General features: G+C 66.6%; 3 protein-coding genes and 1 tRNA gene. All 4 read left to right on the top strand.

All coding sequences use genetic code 11. The annotated features are described in order from the left end of the window. Positions 1-572 (top strand): Ppx/GppA phosphatase family protein (locus ACKOQ4_RS09285; protein WP_526291079.1); only part of this gene is annotated, 572 nt, incomplete at its 5' end. A 356-nt stretch (positions 573-928) separates the two neighbouring features. Further along, positions 929-1002: transfer RNA gene (locus tag ACKOQ4_RS09280), tRNA-Leu, on the top strand. Between the two features lie 618 nt (positions 1003-1620). After that, complete coding sequence (locus tag ACKOQ4_RS09275; protein WP_526291077.1) at positions 1621-1755, top strand: hypothetical protein; 135 nt, start codon at positions 1621-1623, stop codon at positions 1753-1755. Between the two features lie 77 nt (positions 1756-1832). Next, the coding region (locus ACKOQ4_RS09270) for a right-handed parallel beta-helix repeat-containing protein (protein WP_526291075.1) at positions 1833-4742 on the top strand (2910 nt) is incomplete at its 3' end.

The following is a 4742-nucleotide window of genomic DNA, read 5'->3' as shown; positions in this document are numbered from 1 at the left end:
CGGTGGCCGAATTGGATTCGGCTGCCGAACCTTTCGTCGTGGTCGATCTTGGCGGCGGTTCCACCGAAGTGGTGCTGGGTGACAGGTCCGGGGTTCGGGCAAGCCACTCCGCCGACATCGGATGCGTGCGGATGACCGAGCGGTGCCTGCATTCCGATCCGCCGACCGCCGGGGAGGTGGCCGCCGCCCGTGCGGTGGTGCGTGAGCGGTTGGGTGAGGCGCTGCGGGCCGTCCCGGTGCAGCAGGCCCGCACCTGGGTCGGCGTGGCCGGAACCTTCACCACCCTCGCCGCGCTGGCCCACCACATGAGCACCTACGACTCCGAGGCGATTCACCTGTCCCGGGTTGGCCTGCCGGCCCTTCTGGACGTGTGCGACGGGCTGATCTCGATGACCCGCGCGGAACGCTCAGCGCTGGGCCCGATGCACGAGGGCCGCGTGGACGTGATCGGGGGCGGGGCGATCGTGGTGCAGGAACTGGCCGCCGCTCTGGCTCAGCGGGCCGGCATCGACGAACTCGTCGTCAGCGAGCACGACATCCTCGACGGCATCGCCCTCTCGCTGCCCCGGTGATGCCAGACAGAACAGAACGGCCCCGGTGCCCGCGGGCGCCGGGGCCGTCCGGCCGGAACGGGTGCGCCGGCTTCAGAGCTTGATCTTGCAACCACTGCCGATGTTGCGGCAGTGAGCCTGGCTCTTGCAGGCATTGCAACGGCAGCTGCAGCCGCCGACGCGCTTGACCTCGGTGATACGCATTCTCAGATCATCTCCTTCGGGGCCCACGCCGCGCGGGCTACGTGTTCAACGATAGTTCGCCGGGGCGGGGTGTGTCAGCGCAAAACCCGCTGGGTTGGTTCCCGAGGACCGGAATCGATGGACCCGCCGGCAGGTACGGTGCGTATGCCGAGTTCATCGCGTCAGGCCGCGGCGCCCCCATAGCCCAATTGGCAGAGGCAGCGGACTTAAAATCCGCCCAGTGTCGGTTCGAGTCCGACTGGGGGCACTACTTCGGTTGGGTTAGACGCGATATCGAGTTGAATCAAGGACTCCCGGAGCTGGTCTCGGTGTCACCGGGTCGATCTCCGGAAGCTCCGGGTAGAGGAGCGGAGTTCAGACTCAGGTCAAGTTGGCCGCGGTGAGGCGGTCGTGGTTTAACCTGAAACACAGCTACCTAATACCAAAACCACTTTGGAGTTCTCAGGGGATGACCTACGTCGCGATGGGTGCGGCGGTGGTCGTGGTGCCGGCGGTCGCCATCGGCGGCTCCAGCGGCCTCGTAAGGGAGTGACGATGACGCGAATTCCCATCGTGCGCGTAGGAGCGGCCGCTGTCGTTCTCGGTCTTTCCGTCGCAGGTCCACACGCGGCGGTCGCCTCGGCCGACGGTCCGGATCCAGATGCGGCTTCGGCCTCGGCCGGCAGCTCGCCGGATCGGGCGACGCCGCCCGGTTGGCAGCGCGGGGGATCACGAGGGGCTCGGGCGGGTGCGACGACCGATGGATCGGCCGCTCCGCCGCCGGCTGCGACAACGCCTCACACGCGGGCCGGCGTGCCAGCCGAAGCTGCATCGCAACGTTCGGCCACGGTGCCCGTCGACGTCGACGCACCCGTGGCACACCGGGATGGATTGCCGCAAGCGGATCAGCCCGCAGGGCCTCGTCGGCTCGGAGATCGCTTCGGTATGCCGCGAACTGGGCCTGCCGGTGACGGTGACCGAGCGCGGCAGCGGCCCGCAGCAGCCACGCCACGTGTCGTGATGCGCGTGACGGCCACGCCGGCTCGGCACTCTGCCGATTCCCCCGGCGCCGTTGGCATCACGTCCCCGGCTGCGTCGGTGCGGCCGTCCCCGGCCATCCCGGCCGGCATCGCAGCCGCCATCGCGGCTCCGCCCGCAGTGGCGAACGGTACGGCTGCCGCTGCAGTCGCCGGCAAAGGTTCGTGCGCGGCCTGCAGGGGCACCGGGGCCCCGACCTTCAGGCAGGCGCTGAGCACCGTCATCAACCACCGGTTCAACTCGACGTTCGACGTGCTGTCGACGTTGCCCGGCGGTCCGATCTCCGACCTCCTGACGGGCGCGCTGGCGTTGGTTCGACGCACGCTGTTCTTCGTCCCGGAGGGAGTGACGGCCTCCCAGACCGCCAACGGCCTGTCGATCGCTGTCAACACCGGCAGCGTCGCCTACTTCCGTCAGGACGGCACTTTCGTGCAGGTCTCGGGAGACCCGCTGTTTCTGGGCGCCAAACCGTTCACGCTGACTGCGGACCAGACGGTGGCCGTCACCAATCCGGGCAACGCGGGCTGCGCCGGATTCGTGTTCACCTCCGGCACCGCCAAGGGCAGTCTTGCGACCAGCCAGATCGACGCCATCCGGTTCGAGGGTGACTCTGCATTCGACGGCAGCGTCGGCGCGACCGTAGCCGGGCACCCGCTGACCCTGCGCGATGCGGTGCGCGGAGGGAACGGGGTCACCATCGATGCCGCGGTGGTGCTCGCCAACGACGTCGAGATCGACGCCGGCGGACCCGGTGCCCACGTCACGGGCGCCGTCGACGGCACGAAGAAGGGCAAGCAGTCCCTCAAGGTGACCGCGCTGGCGACGACGGTCTTCGACGCCCCCATCGGCGGAACCACACCATTGGCCGGTCTGCTCACCCAGGGCATCGAGCCCCTGGTGATCGCCAAGTCCGGTGACACGAAGACGATTCCGCTGCATTTCCTGCCGGAACTGAGCATCGCACCTCCCACCGATGCATCTCCGGGCGTCAAGTACGGCATCGATGTCGCAATCGGCGACAATCCCTCCCAGGTGTACGAATTCGACACCGGCGGAACGGGTTTGTTCGCGGGTTACAACCAGCCGCTCTGGGTTGGCGTTCCGCTCACCACGACGCCGGCCAGTGAGGTCTACAACTCCGGCAACTACTTCGACGGGGTGGTTTCCAATACCCGGGTGACTCTGGGGCGGGGAGATCAGACGGTTTCGACGGCGCAACCGATCGCCATCGGGGCCATCCTCGCCGGCGGTAACTCGAAGACCAACAAGACATTCACCTTCACCGACCCCGCGGCCCCGCCCGTGGAGGGCCGGTTCTTCGGGGACTTCGGGGCGTCGTTCAACGTCAACAACGGCTTGACCAGTCCGCTGGTCCAGTTGCCGGGCAACCTGGCCAACGGCTTTGTCGTACAGCTCGGTCCGATCGGAGTGACGCCGCAGCTCACGGTCGGGATCACCGAAGCGCTGAGGAAGCAGTTCCCCTACGCCGTCCCGGTGATCGTGTCGCCCAAGGGTGGAACCTATCCGACTTCGGGATTGGCCATCCTCGACCAATTCGGCTTTGCGCCAACGTATACCGTCACCCAGGGCACCGAGTCACACGTCCTCGGGAATCCAAGCGAACCCCCGGTGAACATCACGTGCCAGACGTCGGAGCCCTGCTTGCCGACGCTGATCGACAGCGGCGCCCCGGCCAGTGGTATCAGGCTGGGTGAGGGCTCCACCGCCTACTTCGCCACGAAGAACGGCGAGCAGTTGCAGCCGGGCACCACATTCAAGGCGACGTTCCCGACCACTCCCGACCGACCAATCCCCTTGATATGGCAATTCACCGCCGGCGACATCTCATCGGTCGATCTGGTCACGTACGAGAAGACCCAGAAGGTCAACAACCCGGAGAACGTCAACGGCGCCCTGACCCTCTACAACTCCTTCGACGTCATGTTCGATGTGGCCGGTCAGAAGATCTATCTGCGGCCAACCGGCGGCCAGGCGACTGTGACACTGAGTTCGGTCGCCACGACCGGAAGCCAGACCTACCGGCAGAACGCCGTGCTCGCGGGCGACTACACCACAGAGGGCGGGGCCTTCTCGGTGGCGGGCGTCACGACCCTCGACGGCGACACCTCGGTCGGCACCAAAGGCGGCGACGTCACCTTCTCGGGAACGGTCGACGGCGCATCGACGCTCACCGTGAACAGCAGCGGAGCGACCAATTTCGTTCGCGTCGTGGGTAGTCAGACGCCGTTGGCTAGCTTGACCACCGATGCCGGAGGGTCGACCACGACAGCGGGCGCCAGCACGTCCGGAGATCAGACCTACGGCGACGCCGTCTCCCTGAGCGGTGTGTTCTCCGTGGAGCAGGGCACCTTCTCGGTCGCGGGCACCAGCACCCTCGCGGGTCCCGCTGCGGTCTCCGGTGGTGACATCCTCTTCGGCGGCTCCATAGACTCGGCGGCCGGCAAGGGATATCAACTGGGGTTGACCCCGGGCGACCGGAAGACGGCAAACCTCGACGGCGCCATCGGCAAGATCAATCCACTCGGCGGCATGCAACTGAGTGCAACGGACTCGGGATCGGCGACCGTCAACGTGAATAACTCCCTGGCACTCCTGGGCAACCTGGGCTACTCGGCGGAGACGGGAATCAAGATCGGCAATGGTGTGTCCGCGTCGTTCACCGGCGGCGCGCTGATCCAGAGCTTCACCGGCGCCGCCGTGATCGTGGACGGTGCTGCGCCACTGACGATTTCGGAATTCCGCCTTGCCGGAAACGGGAAAGAGGGAATCCAGGTCAAAGACACCTCCGCAGTGAACATCATCGGCAACGTCATCGTCGGCAACGGCACCTCCGGCATCAGTCTGGACACCGTGAAGGGCGCCGTCATCGGTTCGAACACGATCTCCAACAACGGAGCCGACGGAATCCTCCTCAAGGATTCGAAGAATGTCACCGTCACCGCCAACACC

It is taken from the genome of Mycobacterium sp. (genome assembly GCF_046095365.1).
Classification (GTDB): domain Bacteria; phylum Actinomycetota; class Actinomycetes; order Mycobacteriales; family Mycobacteriaceae; genus Mycobacterium.
This window is presented reverse-complemented; position numbering and strand designations above follow the sequence as displayed.

Coding starts and splice junctions, on each gene's coding strand:
- ACKOQ4_RS09275 (WP_526291077.1), top strand. CDS start 1,621: ATGGATTGCCGCAAGCGGATCAGCCCGCAGGGCCTCGTCGGCTCGGAG.